Here is a 23,299-nt window from a genome sequence, read left to right as displayed (position 1 = left end):
CTGGCAGCAGGTAACTTTAACAACGGAAACGGAGACCTTACCTACACCATCACAGGAACGCCTTCTTCATCCGGTACAGCAAGCTTTGCCATCAATATTGGAGGTAAAACCTGTACCATTACCAGAAATGTAGCAGCCGGAGCAGGTACCATTGCAAGCTTAGACTGTAACGGAGCCACCCATACAGGAACTCTGACAAGCGGAACTGCTGCTTCAAACGTACAATCTGTGATATCCTATACAGGAGGAAATGGCGGAACACACAACGGGCAGACCGTAACTTCTACAGGAGTGACTGGTTTAACGGCAACGCTGGCAGCAGGTAACTTTAACAACGGAAACGGAGACCTTACCTACACCATCACAGGAACGCCTTCTTCATCCGGTACGGCAAGCTTTGCCATCAATATTGGAGGTAAAACCTGTACCATTACCATAAATGTAGCACCGAGAGCAGGTACCATTGCAAGCTTAGACTGTAGTGGAGCCACCCATACAGGAACTCTGACAAGCTGAACTGCAGCTTCAAACGTAAAATCTGTCATTTCATACACGGGAGGTAACGGCGGAACATACAGCGGACAGACCGTAACTTCTACAGGAGTGACAGGTTTAACAGCAACTTTAGCAGCCGGTAATTTTGCCAACGGAAACGGAGATCTTACCTACATTATCACAGGAACACCTTCTTCATCCGGTACAGCAAGTTTTGCTATTAATATTGGAGGACAGGCATGTACCATTACCAGAAATGTAGTAACAGATTTACCACCTATAAATACACAAACCGATTGTACAGGTACAATACTGCCATTAGCGACTTCTGGAAATCGCAATTTTACAGTAAATGGTAAAAGTGTTACTGCTACATTTAGCAATGCCAATACTGTTTCAGTGCGTAATGCTGGAGCGGCTCGTACTTGTGATGGTGGTCATATAGGAACACAATCTTTAAATATAATGTCAGAATATGAAGCTACTTTACTTGGTGGTAAAGATAAATACGGAAACTCAATATATAATTATCCAAGTAGTGCACGTATAAAAATTAAATTTAGTACACCTATTACGAATTTTAAAGTTTTTCATACGGGAATGCACAATGATGAAAAATATACTTATACTTTCAAAAAAAATGGGGTAACAGTACATCCTACCATGAAGCTTGTATGCAGCAGCTACGGTAATCATTATTATATTATTTCTTCAAATACAGTTTCAAGTAATTTAAATGATCATAATACTGATGTATACGGTACATATGTAATAGGAGGAGCTTGGTTTGATGAGGTGGAGATTAATGCAACGCAAAGTGGGGGGCGCAGTGACAATTACTCTGCTCTACAGCCACATGGAAGTCTTGCTACATTTTGTGTAGGTGATGTACAATAAAAAACAAACTGTTTTTCATCAGTTTTAGTGTTTGTGTTTTTTATTCGCTCTGTATTTTTGCAGAGCGAATTTTTATATAATAAATAAGCAGGATCCAATTTTTATATTGTTTTAGTGAAAGACTCCTTTCTTCCGGTGTTCTAATACTGTTTTGCCGTCTCAGATATATCTGATAAGGTTGGATACCTATAATTTTGGGTTCCCCAACCCTATTTTTGAGGTTCAAGACCCCAAATTTCAGGTTCTGGCGATCTCCCTTGTGGTCATGCAGCCCCAAAATACTGGTCTTTTGAATCGCTGGAGCGGTATAATACCCCAAAAGATAGTCTCTGAACCCCAAAAATACAGTATAACAGCAGATCTGATCAATGTAAAAGCCCGAAACTTAGGTTTCGGGCTTATGATCTTAAATAATGAATGAGTCGTCAATTTATGCTTTATCCGCCGGCGGGATTCCATCTGACTTTGTGGTTTTAGAGAAAAACTGTTTCAATTCGTTTTGCTTTACTTCATATCCCGGAGAAGCTGTTCCTGCTTTATAGGCTGTAAAAGCATAATCGGTAAGAGCCGCCTGATAATTGTCGTAATCGTGAAGCGTTTTTGCATTTTTTAATCTGGTCACCAAACTGTCTAGTCTTGCAATAAGACCTTCATAATTCTGTCTCGATGTATAATCATTTCCAAACTCTGCCCAGTCGACTTCTATTGCACTTAGTTCTGGTTGATTTTTATTAAAATCGTAGACTTTATTGACGAAGAGTTTATTCTGCTCGTTGATGCTTCCGTACTTTTGGCGGTCTTCCGCAGAAAGATTTACATTGATAGATTCTAAAGCTGCTTCCAAAGTAGTAAGAGAAGTTTTTGCAGTATCAACCTGTGCGGTTGTAAGGTGCGTGTTGTTTAAGTTTGTAATCGGCATAAAATAATTTTTTAAAGATTTGTATTTTTTTAATGGTCGCTAATATAATAAAAACTGCATGTCAGGAATATCAATATACCCCATTTTAACAAACATTATTACAAAGTCTTAAAAAGCTATTGCAAGCTTGTTCATTAATGATTTTAAGCAAATTGGAGCTGAAGTTAAAATATATAACCAACCACTTAAAAGTTTAGAAAAAATGACTGTTTTTGATCTTTTATTCAGAATAAAATAAAATAGACTTTTGAAAAAAAATTAACAAAATTAATGGTATCCAATCTCATTATCTCTTTGTTGATTTTTTACCTAAAAGGAATAAAACAAGAGCCTAATTTTAATCATATCCCATAAAAAACATATAACAAATACGCTACTGCATCTTTACTTAAAAGAAAACTTAAATAATTGATTATCAAACTAGTAGTATCTACGTAGTAGTAGAAACCCCCTTTTCTGTCAGTACATTTGTACAAGAATTCTCACACAAACTATTTCGAAGAAAAAAACCGGTTATTTTCTGAGATACGATTCTAAACACACATAAAGGAAAGAAAAAATAACACAAACAATTAAACCCAAAACAAACAAAATGAAATTTTCTATAGCATAATTGTCCCTCTTCATATTGGTTTCTTTTGAAAAACCGGAATAATTCTCATTCAATTTCGAATAAAAATCGGCCTTTTTCTGAGAAACAATTACACAAGGAAAAATCATTAACAATTAACTACAACAAAAATGAAAAAGAATGTAATTTTTTTAGCATTGCTTACTTCCTCATTTGCCTTCGGTCAGGTTGGTTTCAATACACCGGATCCTCAAGCCACAGTAGATATAGTAGCAAAGAATGCAACAGGCAAATCTACAAACGTAGACGGGCTCTTAGTTCCAAGAGTTGACAGAGAAAGAGCTCAAGCTATGGACGGAGTTCCTGTTTCCACATTAATATATGTCAATAGTGTTGCTACTGGATCACAGGCAGGAAAAGCTGCCAATATTGATGCTGTTGGATATTATTATTATAACGGAACTGCATGGGTAAAATTAGAATCTGCGAATCAGAACCTGAATATTTATACCTCGGACGGTACCTTATCTGATAACAGAACAGTAAAACAGGAAGATAAAAAACTAGCATTTACAGGAACTGCCAATAACGCATTCTCAATAGATGGTTCTACATTTTCTGTGGATGCAGGGAAAAACACTGTTGGTATTGGAACCACTACACCCGGCAGTAAACTTTCAATAATTGGAAATCTCGCATTAGGAACCAATTATGCAGGTCTTTCTGCTCCATCGAATGGGGCGATCATCGAAGGCGCAGTAGGAATAGGTACCAGCAATACATCAACCGCTAAGTTCCGCGTTCTTTCTCAGAATGACGACACAGCCAATGAATATCATTTTGATGACTATAGTGGATCTAATAATAAATACAACGCTATTCGTTTCCATAAATCCCGAGGTACTTTAGCCACTCCCGCTAACCTTAACAATGGTGACAATATAGGTTCTATAGAATTTATTCCTCATTTTAACGGAACAATAGAATCTTACCATAACGGAACGGGAATTAATGCAAAGTACGAAGGAAACGGTACAGACAACCTTACTTCTTTACGTTTCTTTACAAGTGGAGATATGCCCTTATCAGGAGAAAGAATGCGTATAGATCCTACAGGAAAAGTGGGAATAGGTACTCAAGCACCTACCCACCTACTCCATGTAAATTCTTCTACAGCCGGAGCGCTAAAAATCGTAGACGGAACCCAAGGTACTGATAAAGTATTAACATCTGATGCAGATGGTGTAGCAACATGGAAAGAACTACCAGCTTCCGGCGGAACCTCAGACAATATCTATACTACGGACGGAACAATTGTTGAAAACAGAACCGTAACACAAAATAACAGAACCTTAGCCTTTACAGGAACAAGCACCAATGCATTCTCTGTAGACGGTTCTACCCTATCCGTAGATGCTGCCAACAACAGAATCGGAGTAGGAACTACTGCACCGGTTTCAGATTTACAGGTTGTAGGTAATGAATTGAGATTAGGAGGTCCAAGCTCTCAGGCAGGAACCGTTGCCAATCCTTTATTAAGAATTCACTCAAATGCCAACACTGATGGTTCAGGAGGTGAGATCAGGTTTAATGAAGACAGTGACAGCTATGGATATTATATCAGACACAATACCGAAGCCGGAAATACCTATGGGTTGGATGGACTGGCAATTGGTGCAGCAAACCCGGGAAACTATTCATATAACCCAGCCAAACCCGGAATGTTTGTGGCAAGCAGCCAGAATATTGGTTTTGGTACAGCCACTCCGCAAACGATTTTCCATGTAGATGCGGCTAGAGACAATAACATCAATACAGCACCTTCAGCTACTCAACAAGCTAATGATTTTGCCATAACTCCCGCAGGGACGGTCGGAATAGGAAATTTAAGCCCAAGAGGAGCTTTAGATATTAATAAAGGTGAGACGAATAATCATGGTATTGTACTTCCTACAAATCCTAATGTAAATAATTTTACCAATCCTCTTGGGGGTAGCGTAATACCTGGAACAATAGTTTATGACAGTACTAATGACTGTGTAAGATTTTATAGAAAAACAACAAATACATGGAGTAAATGTATTGATGGAGAAGGCAGTGGTACAGTAACCCCTGGAGTAGGAACAATAACAGGTCTCGACTGTGCTAATGCAAGTAACAGTGGAACATTAACAAGCGGAATTTCGGCATCCAATGTTTCTTCTTCCATCTCTTACACCGGTGGAAACGGAGGTTCCCACAACGGACAAACCATAACTTCTACAGGAGTAACAGGATTAACGGCTACATTACCCGCAGGAAGTTTTACTGGTTCTACAGGAATCCTTACTTATACGATTACAGGAACTCCTTCAGGATCTGGTACTGCTAATTTCGCAATCAATATCGGAGGAAAAACTTGTACTCTTACAAGATCGGTAAGCCTTGGTTCTGGAACTGTGACTTCACTTGATTGTGCAAATGTTGAAGTAACTGGTGGTTATTTACCAAATAAGCCTGTTAATGCAGCTTCGACAGCAAAATTATCTTATACAGGAGGAAATGGAGGTGCATATCCTGCTCAAGATATATCTTCCGGTGGTGTGCAAGGTCTTGTAGCTCATCTAGATGCAGGTAATTTTAATATAGGCAACGGAAAATTAACGTTTAAGATTTCCGGAACTCCCCAAACCAGTGGTACTGCTACATTTAATATAAATATAGGAGGACAAAACTGTACTTTTAACATTATAATAAAAGGTGATAATTCATCATACTATAGTTGTACTTCAGCAGGATATTTTGGATTCCCTGATTATTCTAGATACTATGTATATTGCGAGAATATAGGCAATGGTGTTTTAAAACAATGGTTATTTTATTGTGAGAGTAATGGAACTGTTTACAATCCTAATCATAAACAATGTTATTACGAAGGATATCCTTAGTCCTATAATTAATAATTAATTCAAATTTTAATCGGGCGGTATCATTTACTGCTCGATATAAAATATCCTCAACACAAATACTATTCTTATGAAATTCCCGAAACAAAATATATTATTTCTCTTTATTATAATTCCTTTTTTCTGTGTGCAAGCGCAACAGCCTATCGCAATTCCGAATATTACTTTAACAAAAGGAATTTCAGCAGCAGAAGAAACAATTGCTTTACAACAAGCACAAACAAACAACAAAACGATAGCTGAAGAGCTAGATAGAAATAGCGATTCTGATAAAATTAAAGATATATCAGAAATATTCAGCACAAATCTGGCTGCAGATACCGATAATAAAAAAGCGAAGAAAATAGTACGATATATTGCTAATGACATAGATTGGCAAAAGTTATATGCCTCAGGACATTCGAGTGAAGTCATTACATTATGGGTAGACATTTATACAAAACTTAAAAATAGTAATGCATTTATCACCGATTTCGAAATCATTGGAGACAAGATAAAAGATCCTTTACAGTACACAAACTTTGTAGAAAAGATAGCCTATAATTTTACTCAAAAAAATAAAGAATATTATACTTATATGATTTCAGATCTAGTAAGAGCTTCTGGTAAAGTAAGACATTATGATGGCATTTTAGCGGTTTATTTAAAAGGGGCTCAAGGTACGAAAGCTCCTGATTTAATTATTAATGAAAAGGATAAAACAACAAAAGTCTTGAAAACAGGTGAACTCGCAAATAAAAAATATACCAAAACAATCCTATTATTTTATCTTTCCGGATGTGGCCCTTGTGAAGCTCTTCTTCCAAAACTATCGGAAAAATATACAGAAATAAATAACAAAGGCATAAAAATTATCTCCATTTCAGGAGACAAAGATGAAAAAACATTTAAAGATAAAGCTAAAAATTTGCCATGGAAGGATAGCATCTATTGTGATTATAAAGGGTTCGAAGGTATCAATTTTCAAAATTATGCTATTGCAGGTACTCCAACCATTTTCTTATTAGATCAGGATGGAAAAATTGTTTTAAGAACCTCTTATCTAGAAGAAATCTTAGGATATATTAACAATTCAAATTAATACCGGCAGTTACCCAAAACTCTAAAAAATGATAAAAGAACTTCTAAAATTTATCCGTAAAATCCGAACCATTTATAAAAACAGAAAAATACAAAATCATTTGAATAATGAACTAACTAAAAAGAATAAATAGGCCTATAGCATACTTTATCGATAAGAACATACTACTACATTTCTTCTCAAAAAAATATACAAAACAATGATTTTCAACAATATAAAACAATGAAGTAAATTTGAAGTAGTGTATTTCTAATGAATGTGTCATAAATTTGTATTGTTTATAAGACACACATAATGATCACGGTTTTTGAGAATACCATTCAATTTTATTCAAAAAAACTTCTTTATACATCCTACCCCTCTATGCATAATTTAAAAGACATACACATAGGATCACTTATCCACAAAAGAGTTACAGAATGTGATATCAGTATTACCAGAATCTGCAATTTTTTCAACTGTGATGAGCAACTGATTGATGAAATGTACCAGAGTGATTCTTTAGATTCTGCTCATATTTTAAAATGGAGTAAACTGCTTGAGTATGATTTTTTCAGGATATATTCTCAGCATTTAATTCTCTATTCGCCACAGGCATCACTTCAGCCTAACAGTGCCAAAACAGAAAAAAGCAGTTTGCCACAGTTTAGAAAAAATATTTACACCAAAGAGATCATTGATTTTATCATAGAAATTATTGAGACAAAAAAGAAAACAAAGACTCAGGTCATAAAAGAATATAAGATTCCCAAAACCACCCTTTACAAGTGGATCGCCAAATATAGAACAGGTATTAATAATGAAAAATAATGAAGTATGAGAAATAACACACCAAACTCTCCGGATTATAAAAGGATCTTCAATGATATGATACAGATGAAGTTTCCCGAAAAAGAAAAAGAATGTCAAAATATATTAAGTAAAAAAGAATTATCCAGTTTGGATATTCTTCATCTTAATGAAAAAATATTTGGAACCGAGGACAGAGAAACTCAAATATTCAATCAGTCTCACAGATCTTACGACAAGGAAACTGTGATTGAAATTTTGGAACTTCAGAAGAAAAACAACCTGAATAATTCAGAGTTGGCAAGAGATCTGAAAATGAGCCGAAATACAATTACCAAATGGAAAAAAATGTTTGCTGCGTAATATTTTTAAGAAGTAATTTCAATTTTTAATTAATATTTTACTTAGAGCCAAAGATTTAATATAAATCTTTGGCTCTTTTTTATATTCAACAAATTAAGCTATATCTAAAAAATAATTCCAAGAGTCTTTTTAAATAAAATTTGATGTTTTTAAGCACACTAAAAGAGTCAAATTATCAGTTTTTTTCTTACAAAATCATAAGTTTAGTTCATGAAAAAAACCGAAGATTTAAATAAATCTTCGGTAAACACAAACACTAAAAAGATCAGGGATATTGGGGAACATTATCCCTTCCTTTAAAGAAAAACACTAACTATGAAAATCAAAAACTACGTGTATAGTTTAGATAATTTTTTTTCATCAAAAAGGAAACAAGGACAATGGGAATTTTGCCCTTGCTTCCGGGTAAACACTAAGTATGAAAAACTTAAACACTAATTTTTTCATCATTTGTTTTTTTATTTTCTTTTAAAAAGATCTAGAAAAAGACAGGGCAATGGAAGATGAGTAATGTATGGGGATCCCTGCCTTTAACTCATTAGAAAAATATTAAAATTGTTACTTTTTATTATTTTTGTACAACTGTATTGGCTAAACAAACCTCAACTGCATTTATTTTAACCGAATATTTATAATACATTCCCTATACAAAATTTGACAGCACTTCCTCTTGGTAAATCTCTATTCGGATAAGTCTCGCCACCCGTTTGTGTTCCATTGATTTCAACTTCATCAAACCATGCTCCTCCTATGACATAGGTACCATAAGGATTATCTACATAGGCACCTCCTATCACTTTATTACTTGTAATAGTAGTTGATGAAATGCTATAGTAATTATTCTTGTTACATATTAATTGCATGGTAGGATATACTGTTATCCCATTTTTTTTGAAGGTGTAGATATATTTTTCATCATCATGGATATTACTATGAAAAACTTTAAAATTAGTAATAGGTCTATTAAATTTAATTCGTATTCGGGAACTGCTTGGATATCTAAATATATGTTTACCTGGAACTTGAGGGTCAGGTTTACCCGTATCAATATAATTACCCATGAAATTCCCTGCAGAGACTTCAGAATCATTACCATTACATTGAAATCTTGACATACCAACTCGTTGTGTATAATTAAGAGCATTACTAAAAGTAGCAGTAACATTTGTTCCACCTACTGTAAAGGTCCCAGAATTTGTAAACATGGTATTACTACAAGATTCTGACATATCAATTGGTGGCAGAGTAGAACATTTTGACACCCATTTTGAGTTGTCCCAATTTTCCATACATTTTGTTGTTGTATTAAAAATCATCAGTCCCGCAGGTTTGGGATTTATTGCATTTCTTTGATCTGTTGTCATTCTTGGGGGTAGAAAGCCTTTATTATTAGCATTTAATTCTAGTATAGCTTTAGAAGAAGGGTTTGTAGTACCAATTCCTACGTTTGAACCTAATGGGTTTAGAATTAATGGTAAAGGAATACCCGTTTTATCAAGGCTTGAAACATAAGCTCCGTAAGGAGAATAAGGGAAAGTTCCGAAATCCATCACATGATTAGAACTTCCGTCTATTCTTAAGGTGGCATTGGTGGCACTAGGCTGGGCATTAACTCCTTGCACTACAAGTTTATGGGTAGGAGCAGCAGTTCCGATTCCGACTCTGTGATTCGCAGCATCTGCCGAAAAAGTAGTTCCGTCCACAGAAAATGCTTGGGCAGCGGTTCCTGTAAAAGCCAGCGTTCGGTTTCCCTGTGCTACGATACGATTTTCAGTTAGAGTTCCGTTACTGTTGTAAATATTTGTATTTTTTCCTCCAAAACCAGCTGACTTAAATTTAACCCAGATACTTCCGTTGAAATAATAATACCCTAAAGCATCTATATTAATAGCGTTATCAGCTTGGGAACCCGTAGAAATATTATTGACATAGATTAAAGTTGAGACTGCAATTCCTGTCATAGACTGCGCCTTCTGTCGGTCTACTCTTGGGATTAGTAATCCTTCTGGTATGGTAGAGATTCCTGTTGTATTTTTTGCAGTAATGTCAAACGTGGCTTTCGGCTCGGGAGTATTCACCCCCACCTGAGAGAAAGAAAAGCCAAAGCATAACAATGCTGATATAATTTTTATTTTTTTCATTTTCTTAATTTTAAAAAACTCCATCTATATTTTCAAAAAATCTAATAGATAGAATTAAAATTTTACTGATAATTGATCCAGGTACTTCCATTATAGTACTGCATTACATTCACAGTGTTATTATAAATCATCAATCCAGCAGGAGGAGAAGAAATAGCATTACGCTCGTTTGTATTCATTCTTGGAGGAAGAAAGCCTTTATTATTAGAGTCTAATTCTAGTATAGCTTTAGGAGAAGGGTTTGTAGTACCAATTCCTACATTTGCCCCCAAAGGATTTAATATTAATGGTAAGGGACTACTCAATACTTTATCCACACTTCCAATATAAGATCCATAAGGGGAATCGGCGAATGTCCCGAAATCTAACGAATGGTTGCTATTTCCATCGACTCTAAGAATAGCATTGGTGTAATTGGGTTGGGCATTAGTTCCTTTTACAACCAATTTGTTCGTTGGGCTTATTGTTCCAATTCCGACTTTGTCATTTGCGGCATCTACAGAAAAAGTAGAATCATCTATAGAAAATGCATTATTTGCATTTGAAGTAAAAGCTAATGTTTTATTGTCTTGAGCAACCGTCCTGTTTTCGGAAAGGGAACCATTTTTATTGTAAAGATTGGTATCTTCAGAAGAACCGGAGGTAATCAGCTTTACCCAAACATTTGTATTTGCATCGTAGTAATAGTATCCGGCTACATCTATATTAATGGCTGTACCGCTCTGATTTCCAGTGGAAATACTGTTTATATAAACTAATGTAGAGGTTTCAACATCGGTCATCGATTGTGCTCTTTGTCGGTCTACTCTGGGAATAAGCAGACCTTCTGCCGTTTCTGATGTACCCGTAATATTTTTTGCCGTGATATCAAAAGTTGCTTCCGGCGTGGCCGTATTAATACCAATTTGCGCAAAAGCCATAGCTCCCAAAAACAGCATTCCGATAAATGTTATTTTTTTCATTCTTTAATTTGTTTTTAAAAATTAATACATTCAAAATTTTTTCCTTGTGTGTTTAGAATCGTACTTGAAAAAATGACTAGTCTTATTTTTCCGAAATCTTCTCTCGAAAGAGGGTGCAAATGTAGAATTGAAAATGTGAGATTTCTTTACGTCATTTTTACGACACAACTGTAATTTATTTAAAATCAAACAATTAAAACCTAACTTAAGTAAGAATGAAGTATAAAAGAAAATAAGGTCAACAATTTTTTTTACGGTTTAATTGATCTTTTTAGAATATTTATTGATAGATATTACAATAGAATGTTTCATTTAAAACATAAGCGTAATTTTATTTTCGAAAACATTATATTTGTTATTAAACCACATGTATGTTCCCATTACAATTAAAAAAATTAATCTATATCTTATTTATACTTATATTTTCATTACATAAATCTCAAGCTTACACTTTAGATGAGTTAGATAGAATTACTGAAGAGTATAGAAAGTCCGGGAAAATGAAGGATATTATTGATATTAATAAAAAGGCTCTTGCACAATATCAGAAACAAAATAATAAAGAAGGAATTGTTTTAGCCTCTATTAATATTTCCAATTACCTAGTGATAAACACTGAACATAAAGAAAGTTTACTTTACCTTGAAAAAATAGAAAAGGATATAGAAGAAATAGAAAATCCGGAACTCAAATCAAGATTTTATGGTGGCTACGGAAGAAATTACTGTTATTTGGGAATGTATGAATTATCAAATGAATATTTCAATAAGGCAATCAAATACGGGGAACAAATTTTAGATAAAGATAAAAGGAAAAGACGTCTATACCTCTGCTACTCTTGGAAAAATCTTAATTTTAAAGAACTAAAAATTACAGATTCTATAAAGCTAATGGAGCGAAAATGCCTTGCATTATCCCCAACTCCGTTCCTGTATGCGTCCATAGCCGAAAGATTTTTAGATGAAAAAAAGCATTTGGACTCTGCGGAATACTATCTACAAAAAGGATATACTTTGAATAAAAAATTCTCTTTATATGAAAAAGGTTTATTTTTTTATAATTATGGAAGATTATATACCGAGAAAAAGGAATATAAGAAAGCACTAGGGTATTATTTACAGGCAAAACCCATATTTGAAAAAACAAAAAGTTTAAGTGAAAGAAGAATTACCTATGATAAAATTTATAGAACTTATAAAACACTCAATGATGTAGAAAAAGCCGATGAATACTATAAAAAATATGCTTTTCTAACAGATAGTATTAGTAGAAGAGAGAGAAAGGCAATCAATATTCCTATTAAAAACATTGCAGAAGAAAAAGATGAGCAGAAAAAAGATGAAAAATTTCAGCTTTATATTGTTATTATTTTTGCAGTTTTAGCTTCTATCCTTACATTTTATTTTATCCGTAAAAAAAATCTTAAAAACCAAAGACAAAAAGATAAGATCATCGATGAAAATCAGCAGGAAACTATTAAACTAAAGAAAAGAGCTAATCCGATTATTTTTAATGAGGTGAAGGAGCTTGCAAAAAATGCTGACCCTTTTTTCCTGACACGCTTCAAAGAAGTTTATCCCGAGTTTTACGAGAATCTTATTTCTCAATATCCTACCCTTACCTCCAATGAACTTAAATTCTGTGCACTGCTGAGGTTAAATCTTTCCAACAAAGAAATCTCCCAATATGAGAATTTATCGATCCGAACGATTGAAACAAAAAGATACAGACTGAGAAAAAAAATGAATTTCTCATCTGATACCGATTTCAATAAATGGATCATGGAATTGTAAAATTTCACCTATTTTTAAAACAGATAAATAATTTAATCTTTCATTTTAAATCTATTCAAAGACACTTCTTCATCTAAAGGAATATCATTTTCAATAAAATCATATAAACTCTTTGAAAAGTAACATCCGTTCAAAATTCCACGCGCTCCAAGGCCGTTAAAAACGTATAAGTTTTTATTTTGATGATGTCGGCCGATAATCGGTCTTCGATCCTTCACAGTAGGCCTAAAACCGAAATTTACTTCTTCAACTTCAAAATCATAAGGATAAAATTCCGATAATCCTTTGACCAATTGTTCAACTGCAGAATCGTCTATGTGATGATGCAATTGTTCTCTGTCGTAAGTTCCACCATAAAAATATAAACCGTTATAAGTTGGAAATAGAAAATGTTTCTTTTTAATTGTAATATTTTCAGGAATTGGAGTAGAAAGTTTTACTTTGATATGATGTCCTTTATTGGGAATTACAGCAATATCTGAAAAATAGGGATTATCTTTCACGCCCATTCCTTCACAGAAAAGGATATTTTTATAGCTAATATTTTTGTAGGTATTTTCGGAAGTATTTAATTTAGTGTAATCAAATTTCTCTTTTATTAAGTGGGAGTTATCCTCGAAATAAGTGAAGAAATCACCAAAAAAATTGTTTACATCAAGCCTTGCAGACTGATTAACCATTCCTGTATTGAAGGAGTTATTAACAATATCTAAATGTTTAAAATCTTTATCCAAAAAATTAATTAAATCTTCATTCCCTGATTTTTTAAGCCAAAGATTCTGTTCATTTTCATCATGGAAAATCCTGTGGATAGGAGCTTCAATCAAATAATTTTTGCCTGTATAGGTTTCAATTTCTTTAAGAGAATCTTTAAGGAAATCAATCTGTTCCTGAGCTTTCCAAAAGGTTGTGAATTTCTTTAGTACAACAGGATTAATAATCCCCGCGGAAACCTGAGAAGCACTCTTTTTCCCTTCCGAATACAGCACAAAAGACTTATTATTCTTTATTAACTGATGAGCGAAAAACAGTCCCGCATATCCATCTCCTACAATTATATAATCTACATTTTCCATAATAAAAAAACCTGAGTAAAAGTACTCAGGTTTTCTATAAATATCAAGTGAAATTTAGTAATTCCACATATCATTTTCCATTTGAAGAATTTGCTCCTTAATTCTGTCACTTTCTTCAATCTGCTCTTCAGCATTTCTAGGAATATAATCTTTAATAACTCCATCTCCTAAACCGCTTGAAGACTTGTAGATTACAGAAGAAAATCTTCTTGCATTCAATAAATCATCAAAAGATAGGTCTGCAGATGAGTTCTTTCTGTTGTAAACAAAGTTATTTGCTAAAACATCTCTTGCACTAGGATAATAAACCCAGAACAAATCGATTAATTCATCAGCTCCAACTAACGGTTGTCCGTCTGGTCCTGTTCTACCTTGTACAGCAGGATCTGGACCCATTGCTGCGATACCAAGAGGTCTGTATTTCATTTGACCGTCTCTTTTATCGATAAACCACATACCCATAATTTTAAGAACCTTAACCTTATCTGTAGTTGTTTTAAAGATATCTGTATATTCTTTCTTCTCTTGCTCAGTAAGTTGTCTTCCTGAGTTAAGAATGTCAATAGCTGCATCAGAGACTCTTACACTTTCCAATCTTTTCTGAATTCCTTCAGGAGAAAGTTTAGTTACAAAGTTCTCGTCGTCATATACCTCCTGAATTTTTCCAGTAATAGCTGCATCAAGTAATAATTGATATAAAGATCTTGTTTGAGTAGCCAATAATCCATCCGGATTATCATAATAGTACGGCTGGTTGATCTTATCGTTCATATCAATAATCTCCCAAACAAACATACTTTTCAAGATATCTTTATCATCTACAAAACCATATTCCAAAGGCTTCACTGTTTTGTCAACGATAGTATCTCCAACTTTTTGTTTGTTCTCAGCTCTCATCTGTCTAAACTCCTCAGGAGAAGAAGCGTTTAGAATAGTTTGGGAAAATGCAAACCCCGAAACTAAAACTAAAAGACTGCTTATATATTTTTTCATAATACTATTTTAAACTTATTAAAATTAATTAATATTGATAACGATAGGAGATATATTCTTAATCTGCTGATTACCTAATCCTGTAGCCGTTGCTTTAATATCAAATATATAAACTACGTCTCCTGTTCTTAAGTTTTTAACCAATCCAGCTGCGTCATCTAAGCTGCTACCTTTAATCAATAATGCTGCTCTACCAGGGATTTTTACCATAAACTGATTAACAGTGAATGAAACTGGGAAGTCGAAATCCGGTATTGCTGCTTGTACAGACTGGTTAGGTACTGAAGTTGCAGGCATAGATAATACGTTCTGACCTCTCATTTGTCCTTGTGGTGGTGGTACATTTTTAATTCTGTATTCAAACACCTGAGAAACATTTTGTCCACTAGGGTTTTTACCTGATAGTGTTAATTTAACAGTATTTCCTGAACTTGGACTAACAATCCATTTTCCTGGACCTGTACTTCTTACAGTAGCACCCGGAGCAGATAATGAAAGTTTAGAATTGTCAGCACCTAAGATTGATCCTGAAACAGGGTTCTCAAGTCCTCTATACATTACGTTCATCTTATCAGCAGAAAGTAATAATCCTTTTTCAAGTTTTACTTCTTGCGGACCAGCGATTACATTATAAGTATGCGTGTAAGGGAAGTTTTGAGCTTTTCCTGTAGCATCCGTTAAAGTAATAGATCCATTAAGTTTGTGCTCACCAAGTCCACCAGTATTTAAAGGAATATATCCTTTACCGTTTTCTTGTCTGCTAACTCCACTGATACTAATTTTATTACTGTTAGAATAAGTTCCCAACATAATAACCGCTTCTGCTTTTTTACCAGACTGAATATCTGTAGGTGCAGAAACAATAGCTTCGTAGTTATTAAACTTGATGCTTGCATCCACTTTTTCCTGAAGCAATAATGCTAATGCATCAGATTGTACGTTTCTTGCATCATTCTGGATAATTCCAAGATTTGATATTGCTGCAATAAGCGACTGGTGGTAGAATTTATTCTGGAACCAAGTTTTACCATTTGGAGATTTTCCTTGAGGATATTCTGCAATGATAGATGCATTCGCTCTATCAACCAAATCCTTTAATTGAGGGTTCTTTCCAAAAGTTGCAGAAATATAATTTCTTAGGTCATCCATTTTAGCTTTCAAATCCATTGCTCCTTTTGTTGGAGAATTTTCGTCTCCGTCCTTAAAGAAGTATATCATTGTAGCCTCATTATTATTAAGTGCTGCGAAGTTTTCGCTTACATCAATATCTTTTCCATCTTTGTCTTTTTCGTGAAATTCAGATTGCTTTTTAAGATTATTTTTAATCTCTTCTGCTGAATTCACTAATACATCTACTTTAGATTTCAAGACTTTGTACTGCTCCCAAGGCGTAGCGTAAGTATCTGGTACTTGTTGAGCTTTTGCCTCTAAAGTTCTTTCGAAAATTTTCTCGTTTTTCTTTTCAGTTAAAAATCTAGTCTCGTTAAGTGCTTTAGTAGAATCATAAAATGATCTGATGATTTCCGCATCAATATTTAGGGCCATCATAGCGATGAACACCAAATACATAAGGTTGATCATCTTCTGACGAGGCGTCTGTTTTCCTGTTGCCATTCTCTGTTGTTTTTGATTAAGTAGTTAAAATTTAGAAATGGTTTAGGAAATTATGACTTCATAGCAGTTAACATACCACCATAAACTCTGTTTAAGTTATTTAAGTTAGATGTTAAACCTTGTAATTCCTGATTAAATTTTTCTGAGTGTTCAGCAGATTTTTGCATATCTGCAACATATTTGTTAGCAAATTCTGATTGTCTTTTACCGTTTTCCAACTGCATTACATATAGAGCATTCATGCTTTCCATGTGTGTAGCTGCTTTGTTTAACTGATCATTATACTTATGAGTAGAAGCAGAAACGTCAACAGTTTGGTTGATCTGGTCTACAGAGTTTGAAAATTTATCAATACCTGTTCTTAATCTGTCAAATAATTGAACATCTAATTTTGCATCAGCAAGCATCTTATCCAATTTTGTAGAAAGAGAATTTTCTAATTCAGCAAATTGAGCAGCTCCATTTTTAGATGATATATTTGAATGGATTGGGTTTGGGTTTGCATGTTTATCTAATAATTCTGGGTAAACATTTTCCCAAGCATAAGACTCTTCAGATTTTGGAGGGTCAAAAGCGAAAATAATAAAGATAATTGCCTCAGTAATAAGCCCCACGGTAAGAGCGATGTTACCATTGATTGGTCCTAATGTAATGTGAGTAATTTTAAGCCAAGCTCCAAGAATTACAATTGCAGCACCGAACGAATAAAAGAAATTCATCCAAGCATCTTTAGTCTTAAACATATAAGTTAGTTTTTTTAATGTTAAATAAAATTGTTATTGAAAAAATAAATGTCCGATAATTATTATCTGTTAACTCTTCTTGGCTTAACAGCAGCTTCAGGAATATCCTGGATTGTTCTAAATCCGATATAACTTCTCGCAGAATCTTTTCTTTCCCAATCTCTTGCACCAGTCATAAGCATATAACCTACGTCTTTCCAAGAACCACCTCTTACAGATTTCTTAGTATCAGTTTTACTTTTAGTTGAAGGATTTAAAGTAGAAGAGAAACCGTATGAAGAATTATTATATCCAGACTCTGTCCATTCAGAAACGTTTCCGGCCATATCAAATAACCCAAATCCGTTTTTCTTAAATTTCTTTACTGGAGCGGCATATGTATAAGTACCTTTTTTATCATCTTCCATGTAATTACCTCTTTTCGGCTTAAAGTTTGCTAAGTAACAACCTCTATCATCCATTAAATAAGGACCTCCCCAAGGGTAAGTAGCATTTTGCATACCTCCTCTTGCAGCGTATTCCCATTCAATTTCTGTAGGTAAACGGAAAGTCAATGGTCTTTGTTTTCTTCTTTTTAAGCTTTCGTTGTAATCAGATTTCAATTTAGATCTGAAGTTACAGTATGCTCTAGCCTGGTCCCAAGTTACCCCAACAACAGGATAATCTTTGTAAGCTTTGTGCCAGAAATATTGTTCGAACAATGGCTCATTATAAGCAAAGTGGAAATCTTTTACCCAAACAGTAGTGTCCGGATAAACTGCAATACTCTCGCTCTTAAGGAAGTTTACACCTCTCTCGTTGTCAGCAAGTGCAGCATCCATATCTCCCCACTGATAATTATATTTTAATTTACTAACATCTAAGATTCTTTCGCTACCCATTCTTGAAGAAGCAGGTAAATATAAAGACTCTAATACTTCTGCATATTCTACATCAGGATATTTTGTAGTACTCCAATGTAAAGGAATTTTCCAGTCTAGTCTCTTGCTTGCATCAAATCCGCCGTCATCTCTACCTCCTTGTCCCTCTAAATACTCTTGATATGGTGTTAAATTCTCTTCTTTTTTAGCAAGGTATGCATAATCTCCTATGCTTGCACCTTTACCTCCGCCTTCACCACCTTCTCCGGCAGCTTCAGCAAGTAAAGTTCTAGCAATTGAATCTCTTACATAGTTGATAAACACCCTGTACTCTGCATTCGTAGTTTCAGCTTCGTCCATGAAGAAAGAAGAGACAGTCACAGTTTTCAATGCTGCTTTTTCAGGAGTATTTGTTGGATCCTGGTCTGCTAAACCAGCAACAAACGATCCTGCAGGAATTGCCACCATTCCGAATGGTCTTTCCGCAACAAATGATTTTGTTTTTTCTCTTGGTATCAATTCTCCTTTTGTTCCTGGCTTCCCTACAGAAGAGCTTCCACCACCTGAACAAGATACCGACGCTACTGACGCAGACAATAATAAAAGAAATATCCTTTTCATGTTAATTTTTATAATTAAGCCGTAAATATATAATTTTTTTAAGAAACTTTTAAGATTTTTTTTGAAATAACGAAAGAAATCTAAATTTATTTTATTTACAAGTATTTTTTATTCCACAGTTACAGATTTCGCAAGGTTTCTCGGTTGGTCTACATTGGCACCTCTATATACAGCGATATAATATGCTAAAAGCTGTAAAGGTACTGATGCAACAATTGGAGAGAAACATTCTGAAGTCTCAGGGATCTCAATAACATAATCTGCCATTTCACTTACCTGTGTGTCTCCTCTATTTACTACAGCAATGATTTTTCCTTTTCTGGCCTTAATTTCCTGAACATTGCTAACAATCTTATCATAGTGTCCTTTTTTAGGAGCAATGATAACGATTGGCATGTTTTCGTCAATTAATGCAATTGGTCCGTGCTTCATTTCTGCAGCAGGATATCCTTCAGCATGAATATAAGAGATTTCTTTTAGTTTTAGGGCACCTTCAAGAGCTGCAGGATAATTGTATCCTCTTCCTAAATAAAGGAAATTAGTAGCACCTACGAAGTCTTTTGCGATATTCTGAGTCAATTCATGGGTTGCATTAAGAACATCTTCTATTTTCTTAGGGATAGCATCTAATTCAGCAATTAAGCTCATAAATTCAGCGTTTCCTAGGTTACCGTTGTGTTTACCTAATTTAAGTGCGATTAAGCTAAGAATGGTAAGCTGAGCTGTAAATGCTTTTGTAGAAGCCACACCAATTTCCGGTCCTGCATGAGTATATGAACCTGCATCTGTAATTCTCGCAATAGATGAATCTACAACATTACATATACCATATATAAATGCACCTCTTTCTTTGGCAAGTTTTAAAGCGGCCATAGTATCAGCAGTTTCTCCAGACTGAGAAATTGCAATTACCACATCTTTATCAGTAATAATCGGGTTTCTGTATCTGAATTCTGATGCATATTCTACTTCTACAGGAATTCTTGCATATTCTTCGATTAAATATTCACCAATAAGACCTGCGTGCCAAGAAGTACCACAAGCAATAATGATGATTCTATTTGCATTTTTGAATTTTTCAACATGATCCCAGATTCCGGCCATTTTGATAACACCTTCATCAACAATCAGTCTTCCTCTCATTGTATCTTGTACAGATTTTGGCTGCTCAAAAATCTCTTTCAGCATAAAGTGCTCGTAACCACCTTTTTCAATCTGTTCCAAACTCAACTTAAGTTTCTGAATTTCAGGCTCAATCTTAGAATTATCATTAATTGTTCTGATATCTACTCCATTTTCCAATGAAATAGTTGCCATATGCCCTTCTTCTAAATAAATTGCCTCTTTTGTAAATTCTACGAAAGGAGAAGCATCGGAAGCAATAAAATATTCTTTATCACCAATACCGATAGCCAATGGAGAACCTAATCTACCAACAACCAATACTCCAGGATAGTCTTCATGCATAACTGTAATTGCATACGCACCATAAACTTCGTTAAGTGCATATCTTACAGCCGTTGGAAAATCCATTTCCACGTTAAGATCCATAAAATACTGGATAAGATTTACCAATACTTCAGTATCAGTTTCAGATTTAAATGTAAATCCTTTTTCAGTAAGCATTTTTTTAATCGTATCATAATTTTCAATGATACCATTATGAATGATTGCTATCTTATTATTATTAGACAAATGAGGGTGAGAATTTCTATCACTTGGAACACCGTGAGTTGCCCAACGTGTATGCCCCATTCCTATTGTAGCCGTTCCTTTTAAATGGCTCGCAATATTAACAAGATCTTCTACTTTACCTTTTGTCTTTTCAACTTCAAGCTTGTTATTTTTATCTTCCAGAACAATCCCTGCACTATCATAACCTCTATATTCTAATCTTCTAAGACCATTAATTACTACATCGTAAGCGTCCTGAAAACCTGTATATCCTACTATTCCGCACATATTTTTATCAAGTGTTTTTTAAGTTTTATTTTGTACCGTAAATGATTTTTAACTGAACTTTATTAGGATCTGAAGTTTTAGATCCTATAAATACCGCTCTTTCAACAGCATATGGCGTTGATGTATATTGGTATCCAGCCAAGCTACCTGCTGATGTAGTTAAGAAACTACCTAAATCAATTTTAAAATATTTATTTGCAATAGCAGTATCACTTAGCGTGCCCTCAATAATATCTTTTACGGATTTTGTAACTGTAAAATCATAATAAGTTGGATTTTTGTCTAAGTCATATGCTCTATAAATTGCAAAATTGTTAGAGAGATTAATACCTAAATCCGCTGTAAATGCTGTGGTAATTTTAGGATTTGCAGGATCAGTAAGATCTTTATCTCTTTGAACGATTGTAAAGTTTTTAGGTTTTGCATATTGACTCTTCCAAACATCACCATCTGTATATAATCTGATCTTAGCGCTAATAATGGCTGCTTTATTATTTTGATACAATACTTTAAGCTTATCAATTGTTTCCTTAGGAAGCCTAACTCCTATTGAAGCTCCTCCCATACCCTGAGCATATAATCTTTCATCTCCATTTTCTAGGTCACTTCCTGAAGCTACAGTTCCAGAAGGGGTTCCAACTCTTTCATATACATAATTTCCGATATGAGCATTAGCAGAACCTAAGGCAAATGTATAAGTTGATTGTGGTCTTGTTGTATTACCGTTTTCAGTCTTATCATTTTTATAATACATCACTAACTCCATATCATTAGGAGAGAATTGTATTAAATAAGCATCATCTTCATCAACAGAAAGTTTTATTCCTTTGAAGTGTCTAATGAAATTTGAAACATCGCTAAGTTCAGGCTGACCTTTTTTATCAATAATTTTAGTTTTAAAGAAACTTGGTGATAAAGGAATTCTAAAGCCAGTTGCAGATGTAAATAATGAAGAAGCATCAGAATCTTTAGTAATTGCTACAGAATTAACAGTTCCCGTAAAATCTTTAGTTCCGATTTCTTGTCCAATTGTATAAGCTTTGTTTGAATAAGCTATATCTGCAGGACCATTTAAAAACTCAGTTACTTCATTTACTCTTATCGTAAGTTTTGGAGATTTTGTTCTACCATATTTTACTGCAGGATAAGTACTTACAACTTTTTTAGCAGCTACACTTCCATCCGGATAGATGTAATCTTCATTCGTAGTCGTTGTAACAGAATCTGAAGCATATGTTGGTTTAATCACCAATACCACAGAATCAACTGCAGGATTAGTCCCGAAATCAGGACTATATGCTGGTAATCTTAACTGTGTATAATAAGCAGCTTTTTGCTTACCAAACTGAGCATCTTTTACAGCACCCAAAGTCGCATACCCTAATTTAGAGGCATCACTTCTGATACTGTCATTATTATTAATATTATAGGCAATAAGAGGATAAGAAACCTCCTCGCCATGTGCAGCTCCGTCTAAGAATAATTGTTCTCCTAAAGAATCCGGATCGGGTTCGCAATTATAAAGCAATACACTTCCAAAAATCGCCAAAGAAAGAATGGCGAAAGCTTTTTTAATATTATAAGTCATTAAAATGTGTTTTTTAATAAAGTTGGTTTATAGAATCCACATCGAGATATTCCGATTTTGGAGTTGATGTTTCGTTGAAGGCTTTATCCAAGTCTCCATCCAAAAATTCGTCTCCTTTTACTACAGCGTCTACATAGTTCATACTTTCAATTACAAAACTTTGAACGCTTGGATTATCTAACGCTTTTAATCCTGAAATATTATCAAATTTCAGTTTATCAGCTATATTTTTATCAAAAGGTGCATCTTTCTCATTATATAATGAAAGAACGATTTTTGCATCTTTGAAATAAGTATCAGATTCGTAGTACGTTTTAAGATAAATTGGAACGAAAGAAGCCATCCAGCCATTAAGGTGAATTACATCAGGAACCCAGTTTAGTTTCTTGATAGTCTCAATTACTCCTCTTGCAAAGAAAATTGCTCTCTCGTCATTGTCGTCGAAAGGAGTTCCTTCATCATCAAAATAATATTGTTTTCTTTTGAAGTATTCTTCGTTGTCTATAAAGTACACCTGCAGTCTTTCCCCCGGAAGAGACGCTACTTTAATAATTAAGGGTTGATCTAGATCGTTAATAATAATATTCATCCCAGAAAGGCGTATAACCTCGTGTAACTGGAACTTTCTCTCACTTATTTGTCCAAATCTTGGCATAAAAACTCTTACATCATTGCCTTCTTGGTGCATCTTAAGTGCCATTTTGTTTACCACTGCAGCCATATTCGTGTCTTCTTGATATGGATACATCTCTGTAGTAATGTACAGTATTTTTTGATTCGGCATAAACTTCTATCTAATTTTTGTAAAAATGCTTTAATGTGCAAAATTACAAAAAAACATCCAACATTATTTTAATTAACATTTTTTTACGATAATTCCCTTTTC

Annotated in this window: 17 protein-coding genes and 1 pseudogene; 7 read left to right on the top strand and 11 right to left on the bottom strand. The window is 34.2% G+C overall.

Annotation, left to right across the window (positions count from 1 at the left end):
• Positions 1 to 516: pseudogene (locus SB689_RS15055) on the top strand (hypothetical protein); the annotation flags it as partial.
• Positions 517 to 603: 87 nt separating this feature from the next.
• Positions 604 to 1,392 carry a hypothetical protein gene (locus tag SB689_RS15050; protein WP_410692916.1) on the top strand — a complete coding sequence of 263 codons (789 nt, stop codon included), beginning with the start codon at positions 604 to 606 and terminating at the stop codon, positions 1,390 to 1,392.
• A 430-nt stretch (positions 1,393 to 1,822) separates the two neighbouring features.
• On the opposite strand, the gene SB689_RS15045 is transcribed toward SB689_RS15050, so the two are convergent.
• Positions 1,823 to 2,311, bottom strand: a complete 489-nt coding sequence (locus tag SB689_RS15045; protein WP_410692915.1) for a hypothetical protein — start codon at positions 2,309 to 2,311, stop codon at positions 1,823 to 1,825.
• A 741-nt stretch (positions 2,312 to 3,052) separates the two neighbouring features.
• Here SB689_RS15045 and SB689_RS15040 point away from each other — a divergent pair.
• The 4 genes from SB689_RS15040 to SB689_RS15025 all read left to right on the top strand — a co-directional run bounded on the left by SB689_RS15040 (position 3,053) and on the right by SB689_RS15025 (position 8,060).
• Positions 3,053 to 5,809 (top strand): hypothetical protein, encoded by a 2,757-nt coding sequence (locus tag SB689_RS15040; protein ID WP_410692914.1) that lies wholly within the window; start codon positions 3,053 to 3,055, stop codon positions 5,807 to 5,809.
• 88 nt (positions 5,810 to 5,897) lie between these two features.
• On the top strand, positions 5,898 to 6,908 hold the full coding sequence (locus tag SB689_RS15035; RefSeq protein ID WP_410692913.1) for a thioredoxin-like domain-containing protein: 1,011 nt from the start codon (positions 5,898 to 5,900) through the stop codon (positions 6,906 to 6,908).
• Positions 6,909 to 7,271: 363 nt separating this feature from the next.
• A complete protein-coding gene (locus SB689_RS15030; protein WP_410692912.1) occupies positions 7,272 to 7,718 on the top strand; it encodes a transposase in 447 nt (148 codons plus the stop codon).
• A 6-nt stretch (positions 7,719 to 7,724) separates the two neighbouring features.
• The gene (locus SB689_RS15025) at positions 7,725 to 8,060 is read left to right on the top strand and encodes a helix-turn-helix domain-containing protein (protein WP_410692911.1); all 336 of its coding nucleotides are present in this window, start codon (positions 7,725 to 7,727) and stop codon (positions 8,058 to 8,060) included.
• A 629-nt stretch (positions 8,061 to 8,689) separates the two neighbouring features.
• Here the strand turns inward: SB689_RS15025 and SB689_RS15020 are convergent.
• Positions 8,690 to 10,201, bottom strand: a complete 1,512-nt coding sequence (locus tag SB689_RS15020) for a hypothetical protein (protein WP_410692910.1) — start codon at positions 10,199 to 10,201, stop codon at positions 8,690 to 8,692.
• 62 nt (positions 10,202 to 10,263) lie between these two features.
• Positions 10,264 to 11,163 (bottom strand): hypothetical protein, encoded by a 900-nt coding sequence (locus SB689_RS15015; RefSeq protein WP_410692909.1) that lies wholly within the window; start codon positions 11,161 to 11,163, stop codon positions 10,264 to 10,266.
• Positions 11,164 to 11,534: 371 nt separating this feature from the next.
• On the opposite strand from SB689_RS15015, the gene SB689_RS15010 reads away from it, so the two are divergent.
• On the top strand, positions 11,535 to 12,956 hold the full coding sequence (locus SB689_RS15010) for a tetratricopeptide repeat protein (protein ID WP_410692908.1): 1,422 nt from the start codon (positions 11,535 to 11,537) through the stop codon (positions 12,954 to 12,956).
• Between the two features lie 32 nt (positions 12,957 to 12,988).
• Here the strand turns inward: SB689_RS15010 and SB689_RS15005 are convergent, their stop codons facing one another.
• The 8 genes from SB689_RS15005 to SB689_RS14970 form a co-directional block, all read right to left on the bottom strand.
• Positions 12,989 to 14,032, bottom strand: a complete 1,044-nt coding sequence (locus SB689_RS15005; RefSeq protein ID WP_410692907.1) for an NAD(P)/FAD-dependent oxidoreductase — start codon at positions 14,030 to 14,032, stop codon at positions 12,989 to 12,991.
• A gap of 54 nt (positions 14,033 to 14,086) precedes the next feature.
• Positions 14,087 to 15,025 (bottom strand): gliding motility protein GldN, encoded by a 939-nt coding sequence (gene gldN, locus SB689_RS15000; RefSeq protein ID WP_066751647.1) that lies wholly within the window; start codon positions 15,023 to 15,025, stop codon positions 14,087 to 14,089.
• Between the two features lie 24 nt (positions 15,026 to 15,049).
• Positions 15,050 to 16,639: a GldM family protein gene (locus tag SB689_RS14995; RefSeq protein ID WP_410692906.1), complete on the bottom strand. Its 1,590-nt coding sequence runs from the start codon at positions 16,637 to 16,639 to the stop codon at positions 15,050 to 15,052.
• 50 nt (positions 16,640 to 16,689) lie between these two features.
• Positions 16,690 to 17,382 (bottom strand): gliding motility protein GldL, encoded by a 693-nt coding sequence (gene gldL, locus SB689_RS14990; RefSeq protein WP_066751651.1) that lies wholly within the window; start codon positions 17,380 to 17,382, stop codon positions 16,690 to 16,692.
• Between the two features lie 62 nt (positions 17,383 to 17,444).
• Entirely contained in the window at positions 17,445 to 18,863 is a 1,419-nt protein-coding gene (gene gldK, locus SB689_RS14985) for a gliding motility lipoprotein GldK (protein WP_066751654.1), read from the bottom strand.
• Positions 18,864 to 18,971: 108 nt separating this feature from the next.
• Positions 18,972 to 20,825 (bottom strand): glutamine--fructose-6-phosphate transaminase (isomerizing), encoded by a 1,854-nt coding sequence (glmS, locus tag SB689_RS14980; RefSeq protein ID WP_410692905.1) that lies wholly within the window; start codon positions 20,823 to 20,825, stop codon positions 18,972 to 18,974.
• 25 nt (positions 20,826 to 20,850) lie between these two features.
• A complete protein-coding gene (locus tag SB689_RS14975; protein WP_410692904.1) occupies positions 20,851 to 22,413 on the bottom strand; it encodes a DUF4270 family protein in 1,563 nt (520 codons plus the stop codon).
• A gap of 13 nt (positions 22,414 to 22,426) precedes the next feature.
• Positions 22,427 to 23,197, bottom strand: coding sequence for a glycogen/starch synthase (locus tag SB689_RS14970; RefSeq protein WP_072409446.1), 771 nt, complete (start codon positions 23,195 to 23,197; stop codon positions 22,427 to 22,429).
• Positions 23,198 to 23,299: the final 102 nt, after the last annotated feature.

This window comes from Chryseobacterium sp. SIMBA_038, assembly GCF_046535115.1.
Lineage (GTDB): Bacteria > Bacteroidota > Bacteroidia > Flavobacteriales > Weeksellaceae > Chryseobacterium.
This window is presented reverse-complemented; position numbering and strand designations above follow the sequence as displayed.

What these genes read in the sequence shown, in the direction of transcription:
- SB689_RS15045 (WP_410692915.1), bottom strand. Translation starts at nt 2,311, where the DNA reads ATGCCGATTACAAACTTAAACAACACGCACCTTACAACCGCACAGGTT.
- SB689_RS15040 (WP_410692914.1), top strand. Translation starts at nt 3,053, where the DNA reads ATGAAAAAGAATGTAATTTTTTTAGCATTGCTTACTTCCTCATTTGCC.
- SB689_RS15035 (WP_410692913.1), top strand. Translation starts at nt 5,898, where the DNA reads ATGAAATTCCCGAAACAAAATATATTATTTCTCTTTATTATAATTCCT.
- SB689_RS15030 (WP_410692912.1), top strand. Translation starts at nt 7,272, where the DNA reads ATGCATAATTTAAAAGACATACACATAGGATCACTTATCCACAAAAGA.
- SB689_RS15025 (WP_410692911.1), top strand. Translation starts at nt 7,725, where the DNA reads ATGAGAAATAACACACCAAACTCTCCGGATTATAAAAGGATCTTCAAT.
- SB689_RS15020 (WP_410692910.1), bottom strand. Translation starts at nt 10,201, where the DNA reads ATGAAAAAAATAAAAATTATATCAGCATTGTTATGCTTTGGCTTTTCT.
- SB689_RS15015 (WP_410692909.1), bottom strand. Translation starts at nt 11,163, where the DNA reads ATGAAAAAAATAACATTTATCGGAATGCTGTTTTTGGGAGCTATGGCT.
- SB689_RS15010 (WP_410692908.1), top strand. Translation starts at nt 11,535, where the DNA reads ATGTTCCCATTACAATTAAAAAAATTAATCTATATCTTATTTATACTT.
- SB689_RS15005 (WP_410692907.1), bottom strand. Translation starts at nt 14,032, where the DNA reads ATGGAAAATGTAGATTATATAATTGTAGGAGATGGATATGCGGGACTG.
- gldN (WP_066751647.1), bottom strand. Translation starts at nt 15,025, where the DNA reads ATGAAAAAATATATAAGCAGTCTTTTAGTTTTAGTTTCGGGGTTTGCA.
- SB689_RS14995 (WP_410692906.1), bottom strand. Translation starts at nt 16,639, where the DNA reads ATGGCAACAGGAAAACAGACGCCTCGTCAGAAGATGATCAACCTTATG.
- gldL (WP_066751651.1), bottom strand. Translation starts at nt 17,382, where the DNA reads ATGTTTAAGACTAAAGATGCTTGGATGAATTTCTTTTATTCGTTCGGT.
- gldK (WP_066751654.1), bottom strand. Translation starts at nt 18,863, where the DNA reads ATGAAAAGGATATTTCTTTTATTATTGTCTGCGTCAGTAGCGTCGGTA.
- glmS (WP_410692905.1), bottom strand. Translation starts at nt 20,825, where the DNA reads ATGTGCGGAATAGTAGGATATACAGGTTTTCAGGACGCTTACGATGTA.
- SB689_RS14975 (WP_410692904.1), bottom strand. Translation starts at nt 22,413, where the DNA reads ATGACTTATAATATTAAAAAAGCTTTCGCCATTCTTTCTTTGGCGATT.
- SB689_RS14970 (WP_072409446.1), bottom strand. Translation starts at nt 23,197, where the DNA reads ATGCCGAATCAAAAAATACTGTACATTACTACAGAGATGTATCCATAT.